Source organism: Castellaniella sp. (assembly GCF_036379515.1).
Lineage (GTDB): Bacteria > Pseudomonadota > Gammaproteobacteria > Burkholderiales > Burkholderiaceae_B > Castellaniella.
In genome coordinates, this window is the sequence record NZ_DASVGN010000033.1 from 1 (window position 1) to 18,884 (window position 18,884).

General features: G+C 59.8%; 17 protein-coding genes. 4 read left to right on the forward strand and 13 right to left on the reverse strand.

Going from position 1 to position 18,884, the window contains the following annotated elements; translation table 11 throughout:
• The 13 genes from VF285_RS11760 to VF285_RS11820 all read right to left on the reverse strand — a co-directional run.
• Positions 1-1,401: class I adenylate-forming enzyme family protein (locus VF285_RS11760; protein WP_346952819.1), on the reverse strand; the 1,401-nt coding region annotated here is incomplete at its 3' end.
• A 13-nt stretch (positions 1,402-1,414) separates the two neighbouring features.
• On the reverse strand, positions 1,415-2,608 hold the full coding sequence (locus tag VF285_RS11765) for an acyl-CoA dehydrogenase (protein WP_346952820.1): 1,194 nt from the start codon (positions 2,606-2,608) through the stop codon (positions 1,415-1,417).
• Between the two features lie 40 nt (positions 2,609-2,648).
• Positions 2,649-3,500 (reverse strand): nitrilase-related carbon-nitrogen hydrolase, encoded by an 852-nt coding sequence (locus VF285_RS11770; protein WP_346952821.1) that lies wholly within the window; start codon positions 3,498-3,500, stop codon positions 2,649-2,651.
• Positions 3,501-3,544: 44 nt separating this feature from the next.
• Positions 3,545-4,435 carry a glycine betaine ABC transporter substrate-binding protein gene (locus tag VF285_RS11775; protein WP_346952822.1) on the reverse strand — a complete coding sequence of 297 codons (891 nt, stop codon included), beginning with the start codon at positions 4,433-4,435 and terminating at the stop codon, positions 3,545-3,547.
• A 43-nt stretch (positions 4,436-4,478) separates the two neighbouring features.
• Positions 4,479-5,219, reverse strand: a complete 741-nt coding sequence (locus VF285_RS11780) for an ABC transporter permease (protein WP_346952823.1) — start codon at positions 5,217-5,219, stop codon at positions 4,479-4,481.
• Entirely contained in the window at positions 5,216-6,238 is a 1,023-nt protein-coding gene (locus tag VF285_RS11785) for an ABC transporter ATP-binding protein (protein WP_346952824.1), read from the reverse strand. The genes VF285_RS11780 and VF285_RS11785 overlap by 4 nt, the downstream gene beginning before the upstream one ends.
• Before the next feature lie 25 nt (positions 6,239-6,263).
• On the reverse strand, positions 6,264-6,917 hold the full coding sequence (locus VF285_RS11790) for an ABC transporter permease (RefSeq protein ID WP_346952825.1): 654 nt from the start codon (positions 6,915-6,917) through the stop codon (positions 6,264-6,266).
• 192 nt (positions 6,918-7,109) lie between these two features.
• A complete protein-coding gene (locus VF285_RS11795; protein ID WP_346952826.1) occupies positions 7,110-8,090 on the reverse strand; it encodes a GlxA family transcriptional regulator in 981 nt (326 codons plus the stop codon).
• A gap of 125 nt (positions 8,091-8,215) precedes the next feature.
• A complete protein-coding gene (locus VF285_RS11800) occupies positions 8,216-8,359 on the reverse strand; it encodes a hypothetical protein (protein ID WP_346952827.1) in 144 nt (47 codons plus the stop codon).
• Between the two features lie 488 nt (positions 8,360-8,847).
• Positions 8,848-10,284, reverse strand: coding sequence for a mannose-1-phosphate guanylyltransferase/mannose-6-phosphate isomerase (locus VF285_RS11805; protein ID WP_346952828.1), 1,437 nt, complete (start codon positions 10,282-10,284; stop codon positions 8,848-8,850).
• Between the two features lie 5 nt (positions 10,285-10,289).
• On the reverse strand, positions 10,290-11,264 hold the full coding sequence (gene fcl / locus VF285_RS11810; protein WP_346952829.1) for a GDP-L-fucose synthase: 975 nt from the start codon (positions 11,262-11,264) through the stop codon (positions 10,290-10,292).
• A gap of 5 nt (positions 11,265-11,269) precedes the next feature.
• Positions 11,270-12,388, reverse strand: coding sequence for a GDP-mannose 4,6-dehydratase (gene gmd, locus VF285_RS11815; RefSeq protein WP_346952830.1), 1,119 nt, complete (start codon positions 12,386-12,388; stop codon positions 11,270-11,272).
• 126 nt (positions 12,389-12,514) lie between these two features.
• A complete protein-coding gene (locus VF285_RS11820; protein WP_346952831.1) occupies positions 12,515-13,897 on the reverse strand; it encodes an undecaprenyl-phosphate glucose phosphotransferase in 1,383 nt (460 codons plus the stop codon).
• 135 nt (positions 13,898-14,032) lie between these two features.
• Between VF285_RS11820 and VF285_RS11825 the strand changes: the two genes are divergently transcribed.
• The 4 genes from VF285_RS11825 to VF285_RS11840 are packed head-to-tail and all read left to right on the forward strand — an operon-like array spanning position 14,033 to position 18,882.
• Entirely contained in the window at positions 14,033-15,301 is a 1,269-nt protein-coding gene (locus VF285_RS11825) for an O-antigen ligase family protein (protein ID WP_346952832.1), read from the forward strand.
• A gap of 1 nt (position 15,302) precedes the next feature.
• The gene (locus VF285_RS11830; protein ID WP_346952833.1) at positions 15,303-16,790 is read left to right on the forward strand and encodes a lipopolysaccharide biosynthesis protein; all 1,488 of its coding nucleotides are present in this window, start codon (positions 15,303-15,305) and stop codon (positions 16,788-16,790) included.
• On the forward strand, positions 16,787-18,067 hold the full coding sequence (locus VF285_RS11835) for a hypothetical protein (protein ID WP_346952834.1): 1,281 nt from the start codon (positions 16,787-16,789) through the stop codon (positions 18,065-18,067). The genes VF285_RS11830 and VF285_RS11835 overlap by 4 nt, the downstream gene beginning before the upstream one ends.
• Positions 18,064-18,882 (forward strand): glycosyltransferase family 2 protein, encoded by an 819-nt coding sequence (locus tag VF285_RS11840; protein ID WP_346952835.1) that lies wholly within the window; start codon positions 18,064-18,066, stop codon positions 18,880-18,882. The genes VF285_RS11835 and VF285_RS11840 overlap by 4 nt, the downstream gene beginning before the upstream one ends.
• Positions 18,883-18,884: the final 2 nt, after the last annotated feature.

Here is an 18,884-nt window from a genome sequence, read left to right on the forward strand (position 1 = left end):
CAGTGCGGGATCGGATCTCACGATGACGGCCACGACAGTCTGGCCCCATTTGGGGTGGGGCAACCCGATCACGGCCGCATCCCTGACGCCCGGGCAGCGATACAGCACCTCTTCCACCTCGCGCGGATAGATATTCTCGCCGCCCGAGACGATCATATCGTCAGTACGTCCCTGGAAGGTGTAGTAACCGTCTGAGTCACAGCTGAACAGATCGCCGGTGTAGAGCCAGCCATGCTTCAATCTCTTGGCACTTTCCTTGGGATTGTTCCAGTAACCCGTCGTCATTTGGGGGCCTTGCACAATCAGCTGCCCGATACCCCCCTGGCTGACCTCGTCTTCGGGAAGCATGTCGTGCTCTGGCGAATGTTTGATGATCCGGGCTTTGGAAATCAGCGTGGGCTTGCCGCACGAGCCCAATCGAGACAGCGCGTCGCGCGGGTGCAAGAGCAGGGTCAGGCTGGCTTCAGTCATGCCGTAGCCGTTGAACAAATTGCCGCAGAACTCGCGCAGGACGCGTTCCATGGTGGCTGACGCAATGGCTGCTCCTCCCGTCGTGATCATCCGCAAGCTCGACACGTCAAAACTCTTGAACTCAGCGTGGAACAGCATCTGCTGAATTTGCGTCGGAACGGCAAACAGCGTGGTGATGCGCTCGGATTCGATATCAGACAGGGCCTTGCCCGCTTCGTAGCGGTCCTCAATGACATTGGCGCCGCCCACGAATACATGAGGCAGAAAGTAAGCCTGCATCCCTCCCACGTGGTAGAGCGGCGCAATATGCAAGGCACGGTCAGCGGACGTCAGGCTGTATTCGAGGGCACAGTTCATGGCAATCATCACGTCATTGGCATGGGTGTGCATGACCCCTTTGGGACGACCCGTGGTCCCTGACGTATAGACCAGCGCTGAGAGCTGTTCAGGTGCAGCACAGTAGTCAGGCTCCGGTGCCGCACCACCGTCCTCTGCGATGGACTCGAAGAGATGGTGATCCTGGGGCAGCGCCCGGGCCTCGTCGGCCACGACGATGAAGTCGTGAAGACCCCGAGTGTCACGGGTGCCTTCCAGCACGGTGCTGGTCAGCTCGTGGCTGTAGATCAGGATTCGGGCACCCGAATCCCTCAAGATATGGGCAAGCTCCGCAGGGGCCAACCGGAAATTTATAGGAACCACCACCGCGCCGAGTTTCTGGCAAGCGAAATAGCCAGTGGCCGCCGCCTCGCCGGTATTCAAAAACAGGGCGACTCGGTCCATGGGGCGAACCCCGAATTCCGACAAAGCGCGGCACACGCGGTTGATACGCGCGTTCCAGGCGAGATAGGTCCAGTGACGATCCTTGAAGACCAGAGCTTCCTGTTGTGGATAGCGTTCTACTGTATGACTGAGCAACGATGCGACGTTCATGATGGGGGTGTGGTTACAGATCAAGTTTCAGGCTGGGCAAATCACGGCTGGCAATCAGGTACTTGACCATTTCCGAAGTGCCACCCACGATGGTGAGTGCTCGTGCGTCGCGATAGATTTGCTCGGCGCGGCCATATTCCTTGGTCAAGCCATCCCCCCCAAGGATCTGTACCGTGTGGTTCGCGCAAAAATTGGCAATCTCGGTAGAGACGAGCTTCGCCATCGACGCCGGCTTCATCAGCTCTTTCGGGGTCAAAGTCCCTGCGTCATAGAGCTTTGCTGCTCGATAGGTCAGCAGTTCCGCCGCATCGATGCGCCAGCTCATTTCCGCGATTCGATCCCAGATCAATTGTTTGCAGCCCAGCTTCTGTCCAAAGCTGACGCGCTGTTGGGCATGGGCGGTCGCAATATCGAAGGCCGATCGGGCGACTCCCAGCCCCGACCCGCCGAGAATCACGCGTTCGAAATTGAACATGCTGAGCATGATGCGGAAACCCTCGTCGCGTTGGCCCAGCAAATGATCCGCAGGAACCCTGCAATGATCGAATTCGACCTCGCCGACCACGCAACCGCGCCGTCCCATGAAGGCGTACGTACGCGGGAAGCGCAGACCCGGCGTCTCTTTGGGGACGATCACGGCGCTCATTCCCTGCTGGGCACGGACTGCGGGGTCGCTGATGCCGTAGACGATATAGGTATCGGCCACCGATGCGTTGGAGATATAGCGTTTGAATCCGTTGATCACCCATTCCTGGTTGCTCTCGTCGAATTCGATGCGGGTGCTCATGCCCGCGCTATCTGAACCCACGTTGGGTTCCGTGACGCAGATGGCTCCGATCTCGGTCCCGTTGACGATGCCGCTCAGGTAGCGATCTTTAATTTCGGGACGTGCGTAACGATGCAGTGGATAGGCACAAGATATCGCCGTGGCGATCGTGGTCTCGAAAGCGTAATTCAGTGCTGCCGCCTCTTCCGAAAGAATGGTGGCATGCGTCAGGCCGGGTGCGGTCAACGGCCCATCGTACAGATCCTTGAACATCAGCTTGAGGTAGCCGGACTGGCCAAGTGCCCGCACAACCGCCCTGACACAATCCCAGTCCTCGTGCTCCTCGATTGCGGCGGCACGGGGCGCCAGTTCCCGCTGGAGAAACTCGCGTACGGTCGCTCGAAACTCACAGTCCTCTTCGCTGAGGAGGTAATCCTTCATGACATTTCCCATTGAGTGGTATGCGGTAGCAGGCCCGCACTCAGAAGTTCAGAAATCGATTCAACTCGCGTGCGACCAGGGCCGGGTCGCTATCGCGGAGAGTAGGAAGATTGAAGCGCGCCTGCCGGACATCGGCATAGTCCAGGTCGGCACAAGCCAGCCCGACCTGGCCGTCTGGCACGGCAGCCAGCGTGTCGCCGTAGGGGCCTAGAATCCTGGACCCTCCCCAGAACTGCCTGCTGCCTTCTTGCCCCAGCCGATTGGCCATCAGGATGGCGGTGCCGTACATCATGGCGTAGAAGCGCAGCGCCAGATCCCAGCCTGCAGGGTTGGAGAACTTCCCGTCGACCACTCCCAATGCCGAGCTGATCGGGGCCAACATCAGGGTGGCCCCATGCAGCATGGCCAGGTGTACCAGGGCCGGGTTCCAGAGGTCCGCACAGATCAGCGCCGCCGCATCCCAGGGGCCCCCAATGGGGCAGGTATCGACCCGATGCCCCGCAGCGAATAATTTGCCTTCTTCAAGCTCGCCGTAGGTCGGCAGATTGATTTTCCGGTGCACGAAACGGACCTGGCCATCCCGGACGATCGCCAGGGCGTTGTAGAACTGGGCCCCCGGACCCTCCTCGACGAAACCGAAGGCGACGTCCAGGCCTTGGGCGGCCTTGGCCAGATCAAGGATCAGCGGGTCGTCGCGGCGACACGCAAGATCGGGGACCGCCCTTCCTATTTGATAGCCCGTCAGCGACAGTTCCGGGAACAGCAGAAGCGCAGCACGTTGATCACGTGCCTGCTTGATCAACTCCAGGTGCTGGCCTCGGTTGTATCCCAAGTCGCCCAGCATGCCATCAGTCTGGGCAACCGCGACTCTTAAATGCGAGGTGCCTGCCATAAAAGTCCCCACTCTGGACGTCCCGAAACAGTTGCCGCGTGTGATCAGACCAAGCCGGTTTTCTTCAGGAAGGCTGCGCAGACGCTACTGACAGACTTGTGGTCCACATCGACTTCGGCGTTCAGGCCGGCCATGATCTTGTCGTCCAGGGCAGCCGACAACCGGTTGAGGATGCCAGCCAGTTCCGGATTCTTATCCAGAACTGCCTTGCGCACCACGGGCGTCAATGCGTAGTCGGAGAAGAAGTGCTTGTCGTCCTTCAGAACCACGAAATGAAAGGCCGGGATGCGCCCGTCCGTGGCAAACACCAGAGCAACGTTCACCTGTTTGTCTCGCAGTGCCTGATAGGTCAGACCGGTGTCCATGTGCTTGACACTGGCCCTGGGGAACTGAAATCCGTACGTCTTCTCGAGCGGCTTGAGGCCGTCACTGCGAGCTGCGAACTCGGCATTGACCGCAAGGGTCAGTGGCTTCTTGTGATTGAGCGCAGCCGCCAGTTCACTAATCGTGCTGATGCCCATATCCTTGGCTTCCTGCTGACGCATGGCCAGCGCGTAGGTGTTGTTGGCCTTGGACGGATTCAACCAAACCAGGCCTTTTGCTGCATCAAGCTCCTTGACCTTGGCGTAGCCAGCAGCGGCCGACATGGGCTTCGTGATTTTGTTGTAAACAATCAACGCTGTACCCGTGTATTCCCAGTACAGATCCACCTGACCGTTGACGAGCGCCTGGCGCAGCACAGTGCTGCCCATTCCCGCCTTTTTGTCTATGGTGTAACCCTTGGCACGAAGAAGCTGGCTGGTCATTTCAGCCATGATTTGCTGTTCGGTGAAATTCTTGCCACCGACCACCAGCGTGGTGGCTGCCGCTGCGGTGCTTGCCAGGGCGACGAGGCCAATGGCTACACCTGTGCGAAGTAATTGAAATGTTTTCATTTTCGTCTCCAGTCTTGTAGTTGAATATTTGCGGCGTGAATGCTTACCGCAGAGGGTTGACGCCTCTTGGAATCAGGGCATACGCCGCCAACCCCATCAGAGCATCGACTGCCACAGCCAGCAGTGCAGTGGGAATGGCACCTGCCAACATGGTTCCGGGGTCGTTCAAGTCGATCCCGGTAAAGATCAATTGGCCGAGCCCGCCCCCACCCACCAGGAAGACCAGAGGCACGGTGCCCACATTGATGGCCATCGCAGTACGGATTCCTGCGAACGTCACGAACAGTGCGTTCGGGATCTCGACTTTCCATAGAACCTGCCACGACGTCATGCCAACGCCATAGGCCGCTTCCAGCAGATGGAACGGGACGCTGGTCAGGCCCGAGTACGCGTTGCGCACGATGTACAACAACGAAGCCAGCCACAGTGCAAAAATAGCCGGAGGCGTGCCGATGCCCAGCAAGATCATGGACAGGGCAAGAACGGCAAGTGTCGGGATGGTCGTACCGATGTTCAGCACCTGCATCGCACCTTCGGCCCAGCGGCGCATGAATCGTCGGCTCAGCAGCACCCCCAGTGGCAAGCCGGTGCCAATCGCCAGGGCCCCGGAGATGAGAGTCAACTCAATGTGCTGGCCCGTCAGGTAGATAATGTCGTCCCGGTGGCTGAGAATATCGTCGGCCAGGCCCGCCTGGTGAAGCCAGAAACCGATCAGCACAAGTACGCCGACCAGCGCCAGACGCTCACCCACGTGTCTCTCGACGCGAACTCCCGAGGTGCTCATGGCGCAAGTCCCTGGTCGTCGTCCAGGTAGGTTTCGTTCAGCTTCCGGGTGATCGCCTGGTGCGTGAGGTATCCGCAGCACCGGCCCTCTTCGTCGACAACGGGCACGCAGCTCAGATCCTGAGTGAACATCTGCGAAACAGCGACGCGAAGATCATCCGTTGCGTGGATGACGACGTGGGGACCCGATGATGCCGCAGCGGCAGACTCGTGCCGAGCCGCAGCCGTGGCCGGGGGATCGGCCTGCATGATTTCGCCGACCCGAACCAGCCGCAGGCGTTTGAGCGTGCGGTCCGTCCCGACGAAATCAGCGATGAAATCATTGGCCGGATGTGCAAGCACGCGATCCGGCGTATCGAACTGCTGCAGCCGACCTTCGCGGAAAAGAGCGATCTTGTCACCCATCTTGACCGCTTCATCGATGTCATGACTCACGAACAGAATGGTTTTTCCCAGTTTTTCCTGCATGCGCAGAAATTCGTCCTGGATGATTCCCCGATTGATCGGGTCAATGGCGCCAAAAGGCTCGTCCATCAACAAGACCGGTGGATCTGCTGCCAGCGCCCGCGCCACACCGATCCGCTGTTGCTGCCCGCCGGACAGCTCCTTCGGGTAGCGCCTGTAGAATACGGCTGGATCGAGCGCCACCATCTCCAGCAAGGCCTCGGTCCGCTTCCGGATTTTTTGCTTGTCCCAGCCGAGCATGCGCGGCACCACTCCCACGTTTTCACCCACGGTCATGTTCGGGAACAACCCGATCTGCTGGATGACGTAACCGATCTGGCGCCGCAGAGTGATGGCATCGAGCCCGGACGTGTCCTTGTCGTTCAGAAAGACCTTGCCGGAGCTGGGCGGGATGATGCGGTTCACCATCTTCAGCGTCGTCGTCTTGCCGCAACCCGACGGGCCAAGCAAAATGCATATTTCGCCTTCTGCGACGTCCATATTGATATGATCGGCCGCAGTAACGGTGCCTGCTGGCGTCGTAAAGGTCTTCGTCAGATTGTCGAGCCGAATCATGTTTTTGGAGCCCTCAGTCGTGAGTTCAGGCGCATCTCAGGCCGGTCGGCGTCAGTCGGTTTTGCAGCCACAGCAGGGCCGAGTCCGCACAGACGGCCAGAAGGCTCAGCGCCACGGCACCCGTGACGAGTTGGCGCGGATCGGTCTGTGAAATGCCCTGACTGATGAACGTGCCCAACCCACCGGCACCGATATAGGCCGCAATGGCCATGATGCCGATGGACAACACGACCGCGCTGCGCACTCCGGCCATGATGACGGGGATGGCCAGCGGGATCTCCACCATCGCCAGGCGCTGCAGCGGGGTCATCCCCATGCCTCGGGCAGCCTCCCTGAGAGCGGGATCGACGTTGTTAATGGCGGTGTAGGTATTGCGAATAATGGGCAACTGCGAATAGAGCAGAACTGCGATCACCGCAGGCACGTAGCCGATTCCATGACCGATTTTTGAAAGAATCGGGATCATGATGCCGAACATGGCAATCGAGGGGATCGTCATGATGATCGCAGCGACGTAAAGCGTCGCGTTGGCCACCCGCCTATTCTGCGTAATGGCGATCCCGATAGGGACACCAGTCAGGATTGCCAAGCCGATCGCGACGCCAACCAATGCGATATGCTCGACCGTGCGTGACGCGATCAAGTCAAGGTTGTGCATCATGTAGATCAGGATGTCCACAGATTTGTCTCCGCGCCTGGCCACCGCCAAGTGGCTGTTATCGTGGTGCAGCCGTGGGGGATTACTTCACGGCGACTGTTTCTTGAATTTATGTTAGGCCGTCGTTCCGCTGGCTTGCGTTCCCATTCGGACTTCTACAATCTTGAATCGGACATAAGATTGAGCAAACCCGGGCAAACGGTGCCGAGTCGCTCAGTAATTGCGCGGGTAATCGTTCAGGCTTCGCAGACGCTCAGACGACGGTGTCTGCTTGAACCGCCTCTTGTAGCAACTCGCGAAATGGGGCGCGGCGGCAAAGCCGCATGCCAGTGCGATTTCTGAAATCGGCAGCCCCGTCTGCTCCAGCAGTGCGCGGGCACGCTTGAGACGTAAATCCAGATAGAAAGCAGACGGAGACATCGCCAAGTTCTTCTTGAACAGGCGATGCATGTGGCGGACCGAGAGGCCCACTTGTCGGGCGAGTTGATCGCAGCTCAGCGTGTCTTCCAGGTGCAGTTCCATGCACTCGATCACCGCAACCAGATGAGGATTGGTGACGTTGAGCCGATTGCGCAGCGAGAGGCGCTGACTGGCGCGGGATTCACGGATTTCCGGGTGGATACATTGCTCGGCAACGTCAACGGCAAGCTGATAGCCATGCCGTTGGCCAATCAGATGCATCATCATGTCCAGCCCTGCAGTGCCGCCAGAGCAGGTCAGACGCTTGCCGTCGATCTCGTAGAGTTCGTTGGTCAGATCAAGATCAGGAAACTCTTCACGCAACCCATTGATGTTTTCCCAGTGCAGCGTGCAGCGGCGGTGATTCAGCAAACCCGCCTTGGCCAGCAACAACGGCCCTACCGAGGTGGCACCCAAATTGATGCCTCTTGATGCAAGCGCTCGGAGCCAGTGAAGAATGGCCGGCGTGCAATAGGACGCCACGTCAATGCTGGCCACGACAATCAGGGTATCCAGTGGCCCAGGATGCCCAATTTCGGCAGTCGGCCTGAACGGGATGCCATTGCTCGCCAGCACAGGCTGGTCATCCGGCGTGAACAGCCACCAGCGATACAAAGGGGCCCCCGCAAGACGATTCGCCATGCGCAGTGGCTCCAGCACACCCGCAAAGGACAGCATCGAGAACTGCGGGATAAGCAGAAAACCGAAATCGATAGGGTCACCGGTTGTTTTCATCGCACAAGGATACCCGCGGTACTCAGGTTCCCGTAGAAACCGTGGAGAAACACAGGCTCGCAGCGACACGAGCCAGAGGCCCCCTCAGATCGTAACATCGTGGGTAACGGCGGCCCCGAATCCATTCACTCAATGATCATGGCCATGCCCGTGATCTCCGCGATCATGGTCATGACCGTAGTGGCCATGATCGCCGTGATCTCTGTCGTGCCGGTCAAAATCACCATGACGTTCATGCGGCCCGTGCCGACCCCGGTAATACGGAACATAGTGGTTCAAATACCAGTCGTTTCTCACGAAGTAAACAGGGCGACCACACGCCCCGTATTGGGCGCAGTACCTGCTCCAGTGCCGTGCATAGCCAGGAGGCACCCTCAGGTAGATGGGGGGCGCGCCTATGTACCGTGGCGCCGGGGCAATGACGACAGGTTGCGGGTACAGCAATTGCGGCACCGGTGCCCCGCCAATGTTGATCTGCCCATAAAAGCCGGGCTCTCCAACACTGATCGACACACCCACCTGGGCCACCGCAGGCGCCACCACAGCCATCAAGGAAACTGCCAAAATCGCACTTTTCATCGCGCTGAAGTCCTTTGTGCAGGGGAGTCCAGTGTCGTACGAATTCCTGATACTGTCTGTTAAAAATGGCGCAAGACTGAACTTCAGAGGTGGTGCCGGCCGGACGGACGGCTAGCCGTCCCCTTGCAGACCTGCCGCCTCTCGGGGCCATCACGCCTATGTCTTTGCCAACCGCCTATCAAGAACCCTTCGACGACGAATCCACCCGCCCGTACCGGTCTTCCAGCCGCACGATGTCATCCTCGCCCAAGTACGCTCCTGACTGCACTTCGATCAGCTCCAGCGGGATCACGCCGGGATTTTCCAGCGAGTGCACCTGGCCGATGGGAATGTATGTAGACTGGTTTTCCGTCACCAGATAGGTCTTGTCGCCATTGGTGACTCGGGCGGTGCCGCTCACCACCACCCAGTGCTCGGCGCGGTGATGGTGTTTCTGCAGCGACAGCTTGGCACCCGGCTTGACGGTGATTTTCTTGACCTGGTAGCGCGGGCCGCTGCCGATGGCATCAAACACGCCCCAGGGCCGGTACACCTCGCGATGCTCGACGCATTCGGGGCGCTCCAGCGCCCTGAGTTGCTCGACGATCCCTTTCACGCTTTGTACGGCACTTTTGTCAGCCACCAGCACCGCGTCCTTGGTCTCCACGACAACCAGATCGCGCACCCCCACGGTGGCGACCAGACGACTTTCGGCCCGCACCAGGGTGCCTTGGGTGGCTTCGACCATGACGTCGCCCTGCAGTGCATTGCCATCCGGGTCGCAGTCCAGCTCCCCGGCGAGCGCCGCCCAGGCCCCCAGATCATTCCAGCCTGCATCCAGCGCCACCACGGCGGCGTCCTGGGTGTGTTCCATCACCGCGTAGTCCACGGAATCGGAGGGCGACTGGGCAAACGCCTGGGCATCCACCCGGATGAAATCCAGGTCATGTCGCGCCCCAGCCAGAGCCGTGCGGCAGGCCGCCAGGATTGCGGGGGCAAACTGCTCCAGCTCCTGCAGATAGCGGCTGGCACGAAACAGGAACATGCCGCTGTTCCAATAATATTGACCCGAGGCAAGATACTCCTCCGCATGCGCTGCATCGGGTTTTTCCACAAACCGGGCCACCCGCCAGCCCTGGGCCAAGGGCTCGCCCCGCTCGACGTATCCGTAGCCCGTCTCGGCACGCATTGGCACCACACCAAACGTGACCAGCTGCCCCTGTTCAGCCAGCGCTGCGGCCTGCTCGACCGCAACGTGAAATGCAGCAACATCCCGGATCACGTGGTCGGCTGCCAGCACCAGCAGCAGCGGATCGGCGCCTTCGCGGGTCGCGTGCAGCGCAGCCAGGGCAATAGCCGGCGCCGTGTTGCGGGCCACGGATTCAAGGAACACGCTGGCGCCCTCGACTCCGATCTCGCGCAATTGCTCGGCGGCCAGGAAGCGATGTGCCTCGTTGCAGATGACGTACGGTGCCGCGCATGGCAACCCGTCCAGCCGCAGCAGGGCCTGCTGCATGAGCGACTGGGTACCTAACAGGTTCAGGAATTGCTTGGGTTTGTGTTCGCGGGACAAGGGCCACAAGCGCGTGCCTGCACCACCGGCCAGAACCACGGGCTGCAGAGATGACGCATTCATCAAGACTAAGTCCTCAGGTGATCGCCCTGCGCGACAAACCAAGCATAGGTATCACGCAAGCCTTGTTCCAGTGGAATGCCCGCCTGCCACCCCAGCCGGCGCAGCAGGGATACGTCCAGCAGCTTGCGGGGCGTGCCATCCGGCTTCGACGGGTCAAATTCCACCCGCCCCGTATAACCAACGACCCGGGCAACGGTTTCAGCCAGCTCGCGGATCGTGACATCCTGCCCCGTGCCCACATTGATGTGCGACTGCATGGGCTGCGTCTGGGAGCGGTATGCCACAGTATCCAGCTCCATGACGTGCACACAGGCGGCCGCCATGTCATCCACATGCAGGAACTCGCGGCGTGGAGTGCCGCTTCCCCATACCACTACCTGCGGCGCCCCCCTGAGCTTCGCCTCGTGAAACCGGCGCATCAACGCAGGGATCACATGGCTGTTTTCAGCATGAAAGTTATCGCCCGGGCCATACAGATTGGTGGGCATCACACTGCGGTAATCCCGGCCATGTTGCCGGTTGTAGGATTCGCACAGCTTGATGCCGGCAATCTTGGCCACAGCGTACGGCTCGTTGGTCGATTCCAGCGTCCCCGTCAGGAGCGCGCCTTCCGCCATGGGCTGCGCCGCCAGGCGCGGATAAATGCACGACGATCCCAGAAACAGGAGCCGCTGCACCCCGTGCTCGTGGGCCGCATGGATCAGATTCGCCTGGATCATCAGGTTCTGATAAATGAAATCCGCGGGATAGGTATTGTTTGCCTGGATGCCCCCCACTTTGGCCGCCGCAATCACCACATGATCGACGGCATGAGCGTCAAAGAATCCCCGAACCGCGCGCTGATCCAGAAGATCCAGTTCTCGATGGGGTGCAGTCAGGATCTGCAAATAGCCTAAAGCCCGCAGCTGCCTGACGATGGCCGCACCGACCATACCGCGGTGCCCCGCTACAAAAATGCACTGGTTCAAATCCCGTGTCATGGTCTTCAGTCTTCTTGCGGCACGTTGACCTGGAACCCGTGCGCCCGCAGCAGGGCATGGCGCCTGGCCTGCTCCAGGTCATTTGCCACCATCTCGGCAATCAGCTTGTCCAGAGATATCTCTGGCACCCACCCTAGTTTCTCGCGCGCCTTGCTCGCGTCGCCCAACAAGGTCTCGACCTCGGCCGGACGGAAATAGCGAGGATCTACCGCCACGATCACGTCACCTGGCTTCACTCTCGGCGACTTGTCGCCCGAGACGGAATCCACCACGCCTCGCTCGTGAATACCCTCGCCCTCAAAATGCAGAGTGATCCCCAGCTCGTGGGCAGATCGAGTCACAAAATCCCTGACCGAGCATTGCACTCCAGTGGCAATCACAAAATCGTCTGGCGCATCCTGTTGCAGCATCAGCCACTGCATGCGAACATAGTCATGCGCATGCCCCCAGTCGCGCAGCGCGCCCATGTTACCCAGATACAGGCACTGTTCCAGTCCCTGGGCAATATTGGCCAGCGCTCGCGTGACCTTGCGTGTCACGAAGGTTTCGCCCCGGCGAGCCGACTCGTGATTGAACAGGATGCCATTGCAGGCATACAAGCCATAGGCCTCGCGGTAATTCACCGTGATCCAGTAGGCATAGAGCTTTGCCACCGCATACGGGCTGCGCGGGTAGAACGGTGTGGTCTCGCGCTGTGGCGTCTCTTGCACCAGGCCGTAGAGTTCAGAGGTGGATGCCTGGTAGAAGCGGGTTTTCTTTTCGAGCCCCAGGAAACGGATGCCTTCCAGTAGCCGCAAGGTCCCCAGCCCATCGACGTCCGCCGTGTACTCTGGCGACTCGAAGCTGACCGCCACATGCGATTGTGCCGCCAGGTTGTAGACCTCGTCGGGCTGCACCTCAGACAAGATACGGATCAGGTTGGACGAATCCGTCAGGTCGCCATAATGCAGCACCAGGCGGCGGATAGTGTCGTGTGGGTCCTGATACAGGTGGTCGATGCGCTGCGTGTTGAAGGACGACGCGCGGCGCTTGATGCCATGGACCTCATACCCCTTGCCAAGCAGAAACTCTGCAAGGTACGAACCATCTTGACCGGTGATGCCGGTGATCAATGCTTTTTTCATAGATGAATCAATATCTTCCCAACAGCCCGGTAGAACCCAGGCGCGAAACACCACCGGCCCCTACGCCCCAGACGACCCCGACACTATACAGAAACCCCCGGTGCCAAGACCACACGCCACAACACATCAGGGCTGCCGATTCACCAGCCCCTTGAAAACCGTCATAAGGATGATCTTGAGATCCAGCCCCAGAGACCAGTGATTGATATACCAAAGGTCGTACTCAACCCGTTTCTCCATTTTTTCAAGCGTATCGGTTTCACCCCGATATCCGTTGACCTGCGCCCAACCCGTGATGCCGGGCTTGACCTTGTGGCGCTGCATGTAGGATTCGACCAGATCCTTGTAGTATTCGTTATGTGCCAAGGCATGGGGCCTGGGGCCCACGATCGACATGCGGCCCTGTAGCACATTGTAGAACTGCGGCAACTCATCCAGGCTGGTACGGCGAAGAAACGCGCCGATCCGCGTCACGCGAGGATCGCCCACGAAAGCCTGGGTCACAGTATCAGGGGCTTCATGGTGCACCACCATGGAGCGGAACTTGTACACTTTGAATCGTCGGCCATTGATGCCTGTGCGGTATTGCTTGAAGAGCACCGGCCCGGGCGAACCCAGCTTGATCATCAACGCCACCACACCACAGACCGGCAGCACGGCTAGCGACAGCAGCCCCCCCAGGACCAGGTCTTCAGACCGCTTGATCCAGCGCATCGGTGCCGTCATGGGGCTGCGATTGATGTCCAGCGTTAACATGCCGGCCACTTCACCAACCTGCTGATTGAGTAGCGACAGATCGCCGAGATCCGGCAAATACCTGACGTCTACCAAGAGGTTGCGTACTGCGTGGACGATCCGCCGTATCATGGCGCCCTCGTCCAGAGAGAAACACAGCCATAACTCGTGGGCACCCGCATCCTGCACCTGAGCAGCCAGCGAACTCTCCCACTCTGCTGAGTGCCCCAGCACCATGGTGCGAACAACCTGGTAGCCGTGTTCGGATAGCAAACCCGAACGCGCGCGCACCTGATCCCCACCACGGCCTGCTTGAACCACGACCACGCGCTTCAAATTCTGACCTGAAGCACGCGCGCGACGTAGTGCCAGGAACAGCAATGACCGAAAGACGGTCTGTGCCAAACACCCAAGGCCAACGCCACCCACGAACCAGATGCGGGAATACATGCCCGACACATGCAACAAGACTGCGGTTCCTGCAAGAATCGCCAGCGCCAGCAGCCACCCGCTATAGAGCCGCCCCAGCTGATGCAGGAAATGCGTACCGCGCCACGACTGGTAGCACCCCATCAGGGCTTGGGTCACGACCACCACCAGCGCAATCGCCAGTGCCGCCACAAGGTACAAGCTGCTTGGCATCTTCCAGTCGAAACGCAGCGCATAGGCTGCGACGCCGCTGAGCAGAATCAGCAGAAATTCGAAAACTGCGGCCATGAACGCCATGGGGTAACGCTCGGCCAGCAAAGGCGGTGGCGCTGCAGGGTAAGACATCCCGTCACTCTCTCCTGTCGTGTGCGGCAATTGCATCCAGCTGCGTAATTTTACTGATTCGGCAAACACCCCTACGCCTGTGACACGATCCTATAAAATGGCGGCTACGCGACTGCCTGCTGTCTTCCTCCACCTATGCTCCCCTCACAATACCCGAAGGCAATCCACACCCTGACGCCACTGGGGGTGTTCGTCACTCTTGCAGCCATGTTCGCCATCCCGTCAGGGTACTCGTACGGCGCCGTCCTTCTGCTGGCCGCCAGCCTGCTGTTCCTGGCGCAACGTCCAGGCGGCTGGAACCTGTCGCAAGACGACAAGCTGATGGCCTGGGTCCTGCTGGCGTATTTCGCCATCCCCTCGCTAATGACGGCGCTGCTGGGCAACGACCCCACAGACTACGACCAATATTCGCGATCCCTGCTGGCAATCCCCATCCTGTTTCTGCTCATCCGAGTCCCTGTCAATCTGAAAACGCTGTGGGCCGGGGTCGCATTGGGCATCGTGCTCGCAGCACCCCTGGCCTGGTGGCAGATCAACATTCAACACCTGCCACGCGCCTCCGGGTTCCTGAACGTGATCCACTTCAGCAATCTGTGCCTGGTGTTCACCGTATTCTGTGCAAGTGGCTTCTACTGGGCTGCACAGCAACCCCGTCATGCCAACCGCTGGCGCGCCGCATTCGCCCTGGGCATCGTCTGCGGCATCTATAGCGTCATCATGGGGGGCAGCCGCGGCAGCTGGGTGGCCTTGCCGCCAGTCGCCGCCGTCTTTCTCATCGCGTTCTCAAGCCGCAGAAACGCCGGGCGAATCATACTGGCCGGCATCGCCTGTGCCGTCGTCATCGCCGGGCTGTTCACGCTGCCGGGCAGCCCACTGAAGACCCGCTACGACCAGGGTGCCCACGACATCGCCCAGTACGAGAAAGATAACCCAGATACCTCCATTGGGGCGCGCTTCGAAATGTGGCAGGGCGCGCGCGACAACCTGCGTATGCATCCACTTCTGGGATGGAATACGAAGGACTACGCGCAGTCGCTGGCAGAACGTGTAGACGAGGGTAGGCTGGCACCCATCGCCCTCGAATTCAGCAACAACCTGCACAACAACTACCTGCAAGCCTGGGTATTCACCGGCCTGCCAGGGCTGCTGGCCCTGCTCGCGCTGTTCGGGCTCCCCCTGTGGCATTTTGCAAAGCGCCTACGCGACGCGGACATCACCACCCGCGTCCTCGCTTTCTGTGGTACCTCGAACATCGTCGCTTATCTATGCTTTTGCCTGACGCAAGTCGTCCTGCGACGCAACAACGGCATCATGTTCTATCTGCTGGTCACGCTGATCCTATGGGGCGCCATGCATCACGCAAGCCTTGCCACAGCAGGAACACAGCACGAGGCCCGGCGCTAGCATGCGCACGCTACGGTCCAATGTCGTTTCGAACCTGCTTCAGACCGTACTGGGCACGGGGCTGCTGTTCCTGCTTTACCGGTTCATCAATCAGTCCATCGGCGTCAGCGAGTTCGGCATCTGGTCGGTCGTCCTGGCTACCGTCGCGGTATCTCATCTCACCGACCTCGGGCTGACGGCCGGGATCACACGTTTCGTCGCACGGGACATCGGGCGTGCCAATCCGATTCGCGCGGGGCAGGTCATTGATACGGTCATGATCACCATGGCCGCGATGGTGGCCATCCTGTCCATCCCGCTCTACTACCTAGGCACTGTTTTATTGCCTCTTTTCTTCAAGGGGCACGACCTGGCGCTGGCCAAGCTGATCCTGCCCTACGCACTGGTCTCCCTCTGGTTCACCATGCTGTCGACCGCCGTGCAAGGTGCCCTGGACGGCTGCCAAAGAATGGACATCCGGGCAGCCCTGGTGCTGTCAGGGCAATTGCTGTTCCTGATGCTTGCCCTCTGGCTGATTCCCAGACATGGCATCCTGGGCCTCGCATGGGCCCAGCTGCTGCAAGGCATGATCTCGGTCGCTGCCGGCCGGATCATTCTCCGGCGCCTGCTCCCCGATCTGCGGGTGATCCCGCTTCGATGGAACCTGCAGACCCTCAAAGAGATGATCGGCTACGGTCTGAACATCCAGGCCTCTACCGCCCTTCTTCTTCTGTTCGACCCAGTGACAAAGGCACTGCTGGCCAAGTTTGGTGGGCCCGCCAGCGCGGGGCTTTTCGAAATGGCCAACCAGGTCGTGCTGAAGGCTCGTGCCCTGATCATTTCTGCCAACCAAGCGGTCGTCCCGTACATTGCCGCGACTCACGACTCTGCGAAAAACGGGCTCAGCACGGACTACGCCAGGAACATGCGGTCCGTCTATGCCACCGCCATCCCCATGTTCTCGATGGTGGCGCTCTGGTCTCCATTGGTCTCCTGGGCCTTGCTGGGTTCGATCAACACAGACTTCATCAAGATGGCGGCTCTGCTTTCTGCGGCATGGTGCATCAACGTCTTCAACGCGCCCGCATATTTCTTCAACATGGGGACAGGTGCGATTCATTGGAACACCTGGTGTCAGCTCATCACGAGCCTGTCGAACGCTGGCCTGGGCTATGGCCTAGGATCGTTTTTTGCTGAGGATGGCGTCATCGCAGCCTACGCGGCCTCTCTATGCGCGGGCAGCCTGTTCCTGATCACGGCCTTCCAGGTCCAGAACCGTGTTTCTTCCCCCCAAATCTCCTGGCCGCTGTTTCGCACCATCCTTTGCCCAATCGCTGCCGGTATTGCGCTGGCACTCACCGCCACCCACCCCGTGCATACGACAACGACATTACTTGCGCCCATTGGGCTGTCAACCGCATGCATCGCAGGACTACTTTGGTGCGACACGCATCTCAAGGCACTCCTGCAGGAGCTCCGTTCGCACGCCCCCCAGAAGAACCAACCATGAAAGAACGACTCAGGCCCTACCTGACCACAGAGAGGTTCCTCGCCTTCCTGGCCTTTGCCATCCCCCTGTTCTACTTTGCCCAGATCGATCTGGTCGGCAAACTCTACTTGAACGAGGTTTTTTACCTGCTCCTGCTGCCCTTCCTGTTTTATTTTCGTAGCTCGCTGATGCACCGGAAGATCCTTCTGCTGGTGCTGCTTGCCCTGGCCGTCTGGCTGCTCGCCCAGGTCGCGACCGACGTGATCCGCCACACGGCATTCCATGACTATGCCCGGGGCTGGGCCAAGATTCTCTTCACCGCCACGAACCTGTGCGCGATGTACCTGATCGTCTACCGCAGCCGCAGGCGCCTGGTGCTCCTATCGTACGGGCTCGCACTGGGAACCCTGCTGCACGCCTTCGTGACCGACGACCCTACACTTCGTGGTACGCCATGGCAACTGGGTTATGGCTGGGGCGTCAGCTGGCTCATCGTGGCTGCTGGAGTCACGTTTGCCGCTTCTTCGCACTACAAGTTACGTCACTGGATCCCCGTTGCGTGCGCCGCCCTGGCATCCGCCCTGAATTTCTACATGGGCTACCGATCCATGGGGGGGATTTTGTTCATCTCCACCTGCTACCTGACCCTTCAGTGCCTGCAGCCACGGCCTGCCCGTCAATCGCCCGGCTTGCGGCGCATCGCGCTACTCTGCGTATTCGGCATCCTGGCGGCCACCGCAGCACTGAAAACTTACGAGGGCCTTGCCCTTCATGGTTGGCTGGGAAGCTACGAACAGACCCGAGTCACAGACCAATCCGACGGTGCGTACGGCTTGCTGCTGGGTGGCCGGTTCGAGATCATCGTCAGCAGCCAGGCCATCGCCAAATCCCCCTGGATCGGCCATGGCTCCTGGGCCACCGACTGCCACTACCGCGACCTGTACGACCAACTCAAGCATGCCGCAGGATACATCGGTGGAGAGTGGGGCAGTTGCGTCATCCCCTCACACTCGTACCTGATGAGCGCCTGGGTCGATGCCGGGATCCTTGGCGCCCTGGTCTGGCTGGTCTTTGCGGGCCTCGCCATACGAGCGCTACTGTCGGTGCACGTGCAACGCGACAAACTGACGCCGCTCGTCATCTTCGGGTCTCTATGGACTCTCTGGAACATTGCGTTCTCGCCCTTTGCCGGCGAAGCCCGATTCACGTTCCCGTTCTTTCTCATCCTGATGCTCATGCACCTGCCCAACCCCAGAGTCGCCTGGCGCACCCTGCTTACCAGCAGGCCCAAGCCGTGAAAATTTCTGTCGTCACGATCTCGTTCAACCAGGCCCGCTATTTGAAGCAGGCATTGGATTCCGTCCTGCAGCAGGATCACCCGGATTTCGAATATATCGTCGTGGATCCGGGCTCTACCGATGGCAGCCGCGATCTGATCCTGTCGTACCAAGACCGGATCGAGCACATTCTCTTCGAACCAGACGACGGGCCGGCCGACGGCTTGAACAAGGGGTTTTCTGTGGCCAACGGAGAAATATTCTGCTTCGTCAACTCAGACGACTACCTGCTCCCGGGGGCACTGTCCAAGGCCGCCCAATACTTCACAACGCACCCGGGTGTCGATGTCCTGTCTGGCAACGCCTGGGTCATCGACGACACTGGGGCCTGCATCAACCGGTTCCACTCGCGGCGTTTTTCGCTATGGATGTGCGCCTACGGGGCAGCTACCCTGGCCCAGCAATCCACCTTCTTCCGGGCTGGCCCCTTTCAGAAGCTGGGTGGATTCAACACAAAAAACCGGGTTGCCTGGGATGGCGAACTGTGGATCGACCTTGCACTTGCAGGGGCGCGCTTTGCGAGAACGCCGGATTACCTCTCAGCGTTCCGCGTCTACAGCGGTAGCATTACCGGTTCCGGGCGCCTGCGCGAGGCCTATGAACGATACACTGGCGACATGTTCCAGAAGGTCATGGGTCGAAGCCCCGCACCGCGAGACCGATACCTTCGCATTGGTGCCAAGGCACTTGAATACCTGACGCAGCCCATCATCTTCAAGGATAGGTTGCGCCTGGGGCCCACCACACCTAGAACCAACGAGCGTCCTGGCTCTTGACA